At 56.0% G+C, this 5,220-nt stretch carries 5 protein-coding genes; 1 reads left to right on the forward strand and 4 read right to left on the reverse strand.

Annotation, left to right across the window (positions count from 1 at the left end; translation table 11 throughout):
- Window positions 1-46: 46 nt before the first annotated feature.
- Genes Q3886_RS08105 through Q3886_RS08120 form a run of 4 tightly spaced genes read right to left on the reverse strand, consistent with a single transcriptional unit; the run spans window position 47 to window position 4,903 of the window.
- The gene (locus tag Q3886_RS08105) at window positions 47-859 is read right to left on the reverse strand and encodes a polyphenol oxidase family protein (RefSeq protein ID WP_301860848.1); all 813 of its coding nucleotides are present in this window, start codon (window positions 857-859) and stop codon (window positions 47-49) included.
- Window positions 840-2,588: a radical SAM protein gene (locus tag Q3886_RS08110; RefSeq protein ID WP_301860849.1), complete on the reverse strand. Its 1,749-nt coding sequence runs from the start codon at window positions 2,586-2,588 to the stop codon at window positions 840-842. Before Q3886_RS08110 ends, Q3886_RS08105 begins: the two co-directional genes overlap by 20 nt.
- 14 nt (window positions 2,589-2,602) lie before the next feature.
- Window positions 2,603-4,213 (reverse strand): FAD-dependent oxidoreductase, encoded by a 1,611-nt coding sequence (locus Q3886_RS08115; protein WP_301860850.1) that lies wholly within the window; start codon window positions 4,211-4,213, stop codon window positions 2,603-2,605.
- Between the two features lie 9 nt (window positions 4,214-4,222).
- Window positions 4,223-4,903, reverse strand: a complete 681-nt coding sequence (locus Q3886_RS08120; RefSeq protein WP_301860851.1) for a 4Fe-4S dicluster domain-containing protein — start codon at window positions 4,901-4,903, stop codon at window positions 4,223-4,225.
- Between the two features lie 118 nt (window positions 4,904-5,021).
- On the opposite strand from Q3886_RS08120, the gene Q3886_RS08125 reads away from it, so the two are divergent.
- The coding region (locus Q3886_RS08125) for a hypothetical protein (protein WP_301860852.1) at window positions 5,022-5,220 on the forward strand (199 nt) is incomplete at its 3' end.

A 5,220-nucleotide genomic window follows, 5' to 3' on the forward strand; every position in this document is an offset into this window, starting at 1 on the left:
ATATATACTTGACGCCATAAATGCTAGTAATTTTTATAAAAAATTCTCAGTCCTTCCGCATCATGACAAAGGCTGCCATTCGACCAGTATGACCAAAATCGCGGCGATGCGAAAAAAAACGGCTGTCTCCAGCCGTATCGGCAGAAGACGTATCAATATGGTCAGCCCTCAGGCCGGCATCGAGCAGCATCTGCCAGTTGGCCCCCTTGCTGTCTGCCAGGCGCCGCCCATGATCCTGCTGTATACATGACGCATATGCCGGTCCCAGGGCCGCAAAAGAGGCGGCGACACCTTCGCTCACTTCCAGATGGGGCACTGCCGCTGCCGGGCCGATGTAGGCCACCAGCTGTTCCGGCCGTGACCCATAGACCAGCTCCATGGCCAGGACAGTCTTGGCTGTAATCCAGGCTGCCGTGCCGCGCAGGCCGGCATGAATGACGGCCACAGCCTGCCGCACGGGATCTGCCAGAATGACGGGAACACTGTCGGCTGCACATACCATAAGAGGAATGCCGGGCACGTTTGTCACAAGAGCGTCTGTATGAGGCAGTCCGTCAGCACTGCTGCCGGCGCCGCATCCCCGTTCGGCCTCACCGACGACTGTCACATGATCTCCCTCTACGGTACGGGCAACGGTCAGAGAGCTGACGTCTGTGCCAATAGCCTGACACAGGCGGCGGCGATTTTCCAGGACCTGCAGCTGCTGGTCACCAACGTCAAAGGACAGGTTCAGGGACGTCCAGGGAGCACGGCTGACGCCGCCGCTGCGGCCTGTAACGCCGTGGCATATGCCGGCAGCAGCCAGAAGAGAGCTTTCTTCCCAGGCAAGGCCATTTCGCTCAATCCACACTGTTCCCATTATGGCCTCCGCATACCTGACACCGCCGACAGCCGTCAAAACAGGGCGGCGTAAATGCTCCCTTCCGGGCCTGATCCAGTTCCCGCACGAGGTAGTCCGGTTTTAGTCCCATATCCAGAACACTCCACGGCAGTACGGCATCAACAGGCCGCTCCGTATACAGCAGGCCTTCCAGATCCATACCCAGTTCTTTGGCCGCCCGCTTCCAGCCTTTGACGCCGCCATACTGATGGGCCCGTACGAGCAGGCTGCCTACACGGCGGTCGCCCCGGGCCAGGACGCCCTGAATATAACATTGCCGCAAGGGCTCGGCCAGGATCTCAATCAGCTTATCCCGGTCCAGTCCTTTCCGTATATGAGCCAGACGGCGCTCGATTTCCCGCTTCTCCGTCATGGCCATCCACTGGAAGGGCGTACACGGCTTGGGAATAAAAGGATTAATACTCAGCGTAATGCGCCCCGTATTGCCAATAGCTGCCATGTGCTGCTGGACACGGCGGGTCATGTCGACAATGGCCTGTATATCTTCATCTGTCTCTCCAGGCAGGCCGATCATGATGTACATGCGGACATGGCGAATGCCGGCAGCTGTCGCCAGATCGATGGAATGAAGCAGATGGTCTTCTGTAATGCCTTTGTTAATAATACTGCGCATACGGGGACTGCCTGCTTCCGGCGCCAGGGTAATCGTCTTCTGGCCGCTTTCGGCCAGGCCCCTGACAATAGTCGGCGTAATCGAATCGGCCCGCAGGGACGCACAGGAAAAGGCCAGTCCCTGACTGCGGATAAAGGTTACCAGTTCATCAATATAGGGGTAGTCCGATATGGCCGCCCCCATGAGGCCGATCTTCTTGCCCAGTTGCTTTCCCCGCAGGACCGCTTCCTTGACGTAGTCCAGGGGCCGCACACGGGGACGGCGGTAACAGTAGCCAGCCATGCAGAAACGGCAGTGCCGGCCGCAGCCGCGGGCAATTTCAATGAGATACATGGCGCCAAATTCCGTATGAGGCGTGGCAACGACTGTTTCGCCAGGCCGGGTCAGTTCCTGCCATTGCCGCTCTACTTTGGCCGGAGCGCCCGGCAAAGGCCGTATTTCTGTCAGATTCCCGTCGTCATCATACAGATGCTCATACAGAGACGGCACGTACACACCGGGAAGAGCAGCCAGTTTCTGCAGCAGCTCCGGCCGGCTCAGTCCCGCTTCTTTTCCTTCCGTATAGGCGTCGAGAAAGGGATGGATCATCCCTTCCCCTTCACCAATGAGGCAGACGTCGACAAAGGGCGTCAGCGGCTCAGGATTGAAAAAGGCCACCGGGCCGCCCATGACGACGAGAGGATCGTCGTCGGTCCGGTCTTCATGCAGTATGGGAACGCGTCCCTGTTCCAGAATAGCCGGAATATGGAAATAATCCATTTCAAAGCTCACGGACAGACCGACAATATCATAGTCACACAAAGGGCGGCCATGTTCCAGCGTAACCAACGGCGATTTTTCCTTGGCGTACAGGCGAGCCATGTCCTTGTCCGGAAGAAACGCCCGGTCACACAGCCAGTCTGGCCGTTCATTCACTTCCCGGTATATAATCTGCATGCCCAGATTGCTCATGCCTACTTCATACGTATTGGGATAACAAATGGCCATGGCATGACGCGAACCAAAGGGATAGGAGTAATACCCCTGTTCCTCTGCCAGGCGCCGGGCCAATTCTTTTTCTATCTGCCAGCCCATAACACCTCTCCTTTCTATCCCTGCGTGCCGCGGTTATGCGTATAATCAGGCAGTAATTTTGGCGACAAGGCCTGGCTCCTGCAGCGAGCTGCCTCCCGGGCCTCATCAAACTGACGCACATGGCGCAGCGTCGGCCGTCCTGGTTTTGCCGTCTTGCTGTATGCCGCTGCCTGCGTTCCGGCAATGCGGCCAAATACGATAATATCGAGGAGACTGTTGCCCATGAGCCGGTTCGTGCCGTGAATGCCGCCTACATCTTCGCCGGCCGCATACAGTCCGGGCACGGACGTAGCGCTGTTTTTATCAATACAGATGCCGCCGTTCTGGTAATGCAAAGTCGGATAGACCAGAATCGGCTGTCTGCGAATATCAATATCAAATTTTTCATACATATGGAGCATAGCCGGCAGGCTTCTGGCAATAGTACCTTCGCCGTGCAGCATGTCCACCATAGGCGTATCGAGCCACACAGCCGGCCCGTGGAGGGCATGGACGCCCTTGTGCCGGGCCGTACATTCCCGGATAATCGCTGCTGCTACGACATCTCTCGTTTCCAGGGGATTCAGAAAGGCTTCGCCGTCCCGGTTGACCAGCATGGCGCCGAGAGAGCGCACTTTTTCCGTCACCAAAGCGCCGTAAATCTGCGGCGGATAGGCGGCTCCAGTCGGATGATACTGAATGGCGTCAGCATAAATAAGAGGCACGCCGGCCCGATAGGCCAGGACCAGGCCGTCTGCTGTAGAACCGTAGTGGTTGGACGTAGGAAAGCCCTGATAATGAAGGCGGCCGGCACCGCCAGTGGCGATGATGACGCTCTTGGCAGCGACGACGCGGTATTCGTGGGTGTCAAAATCATAGAGAACAGCCCCGGCCGCCCGTCCTTCTTCATCCAGGATCAGTTCCACTGCCGGCGAGTACTCAGCCACGTCAATGTGCTCATCCCGTACTTCATCCCGCAGGACCCGCATGATTTCTGCCCCTGTATAGTCGCCGCAGGCATGCATCCGCTTGCGGGATGTGCCGCCGCCGTGTGTCGTCACCATGGAGCCGTCCTGATTTTTGTCAAACATGACGCCCAGGTCGCCGAGCCACTCAATAGCTGCCGGTCCATGAAGGACCAGCCGTTCCAGCAGTTCCGGAATATTTTTGTAGTGGCCGCCGCCAAAAGCATCCAGATAATGGCGGGCTGGCGAATCATTTTCTTTATCAGCTGCCTGAATGCCCCCTTCAGCCATACCCGTATTGGCATCGCCCAGGCGCAGCTTCGTGGCAATCAGCACAGATGCACCGTGCTTGCAGGCCTCAATGGCTGCAGCCGCACCGGCGCCGCCGCCGCCAATGACCAGGACATCTGTTTCATAATCGGCCCGTTCCAGATCAATATCGGCATGGGCTACGCGGCTTTGCCCTTCCAGCAGGGCCGCCAGCTCACTGGGAACCTTGTCGCCCTTGTTGGGGCCTACAGAAAGGACCGTATACGCATGCTGGCTGTAGTCCGGATGATAATGGCGCAGCAGTTCTGCTTTTTCTTCTGCTGTATAGCGGGGAAGTTCCGCATCGAGCCGCATATTGCGCGTCGCATTGACTCTGGCCTGGGCTTCTCTCATTTCATCAGTATATATCATAACTGTCTCCTACTTTTCAATATCTCTGGACTCGTACTGACGGCGCAGTTCGTCTTTGCCGGCATGAGTCAGCGCATACAGCTCGTCGTCATACATGCCGTCAGCAACGGCCTGAACCCGCTGGTGCAGATGAACGCTCTTTTTCGTAAGATACCGGCCAGTCAGGCGGCGGGCCATGAGGCCTACGGCACTGTGGCTGATCTTGACAGGACAGCGGGATGCACAGATATTGCAGCTCACACAGCGGAAGGACTCTTTGGCGCAGCCTTCATAATCGCCGCGCTGGGCCAGAGCAATATATTTCATGACATTCAGGCCTTGCGGACAGCTCTTCGTACAGGCGCCGCAGTGAATACACCCATAAATTTCCGGATACAAGTGGCCGACTACGTTGCCGGCAACAGGCAGATCTTCAATATCATAGGCAATGGTTTTGATAGGAAACGATTCCAGTCGTCCTATGCACATGCCTTCTTCCACCTTGGTCTGACAGGCCAGGGCCGAGTGCAGCTCCTGCTCACCCTGAATGCGGTATACGACAGCACAGGCGCCGCAGAATCCGCTGCGGCAGCCGCAGCCCCGGACCAGGCGAAATCCGGCATATTCCATGGCCCGCATAATGGTCAAATCACCGGGAACGGCACAGCGCTTTCCCAGCAAATACACAGTTACTTTTTGTTGTTCTGACATAGGTTTGCTCCTGACAGCATGGATTTTAAACAGTAAAAGACCCGACGAACGGCTTACTCAGCGTGTCGGGTTCCTGAATTCATAGTATCAACTATCCCTGGTCTTGTCAATAAAAAATATGGCTTCCATGTTCCTGCTTTTACTTGCCTATGGTTTTCATAAAAATATTACACGGTCCGAATACAAATACAAAACCACCGCAGCAAACAAGAATAGTGAGCTGTCTGCTGCGGTGATTATCTTATCATGTATTATTGAACTTCCTGTTATTTTTATGATATACTTACGTCTGGAACAACCGTGTTGCAGGGTGGATT

This window comes from uncultured Megasphaera sp. (assembly GCF_958350005.1).
GTDB lineage: Bacteria > Bacillota > Negativicutes > Veillonellales > Megasphaeraceae > Megasphaera.